Raw genomic sequence first — 1,230 nt, 5'->3', positions numbered from 1 at the left:
TTCAGGTAAAGGCAGAGGGTCTGGATATCCCTGTCATTCATGACCTTCAATGCCTGTTGTCTGACTACTGAGAAGGGTTGATTATCATCAATGTTCTCATCCACAAACAGATGCAGTAACTCTGCCGCTTTCGTGACATTGTCCGCGGCTGACTGCCAGGACAGGAACACTGCTTGTTGTGCAAAGGTGTTGGCAGCTTCTTGTTGCTTGCGGATATGGTAAATGAACCCATCAGTTAACCGTTCCAGTGCCAGTTGTATCCGCTCTGTCAGGTGACATAGCAACCATAGATGCTGCTGTGCGCGTTTGAATCGTTTGAGTTTACTACCGTAATAGTTGATGAGCTCACCGAAGTGTTGTCGATTTTTAAGAGACAGATTAAGCCCATCGATAACGCCATTGATTTGCGTGCGCCATGGCGCTAACTGATGATAAAGGGCAAGCTCTTTTTTAAGTTCAGGTACGGTCAGACTTTTTGCACCGCCTCTGAGCTGGTTCAGGCTTAGTCCGTCATCAATGGCTGTTATGCTGTCCAGAAAGACGTGAAGTTCAGGACTGGTGAGTTGATTAAGTTGGTGCGCCAGGTCTTTTCTGACCTGCTGCATCGCTCTGCTTATCAGTCTCTGGAGTACGGTGTACCTAGGGATAGCAATGCTGTGACTGGTTAGGAATTCAATAGCAGTATCAAAGAGGTAACGCGGCTCCAGCCAGGCATTGCCCACCTGAACAAGGTGGTCGAAAAGAGAATTGAAGTGCTGACTTTCGTCCCATTTGTGATAACCAGCAAGGTCTAATACTTTTGCGTAGAGTCGATCTTTTTGTTTTTGTGAGGGAGTGAATGGTCTGAGCCCCTTGCCGCCAAGCAGCTCTTTACTGATGAACATTAAATCCTTAGAAACCTGCGAGTAAGCGATATCTAGGATGACGGGCTTTGATTTGAAGTATCCCAAAATCGCGACAAAGTAACATCTATGAGCTCTGAGACGAATTGACCGAAAAACTGCCAATTCCGCATCGTTCAGAGAAAAGTACAGACGTTGTTCTTCGATTGAAAAAATGGGTGGGGAATAAAGATCTGCCTGTTCTGCTCTCGTGAGAATAGTAATTTCGTTTTTGATGGCCATATCAGGGCTGTTCCGTATTAAATGTACGATATTTACCTAATTTGCCACACTTATAAGTAGTAACCCACCTCCGCAGCCATTTATTGGTGTGGTCTACAGAGGATTA

The 1,230-nt window shown here is 45.5% G+C and carries 1 protein-coding gene; it reads right to left on the bottom strand.

The features are described 5' to 3' along the window. On the bottom strand, window positions 1–1,124 hold a 1,124-nt coding region (locus R7Q41_RS24110), incomplete at its 3' end, for a DUF4158 domain-containing protein (RefSeq protein ID WP_206926158.1). Between the last annotated feature and the right edge of the window lie 106 nt (window positions 1,125–1,230).

The organism is Vibrio sp. 2096 (assembly GCF_033339595.1).
Lineage (GTDB): Bacteria > Pseudomonadota > Gammaproteobacteria > Enterobacterales > Vibrionaceae > Vibrio > Vibrio alginolyticus.
This window is presented reverse-complemented; position numbering and strand designations above follow the sequence as displayed.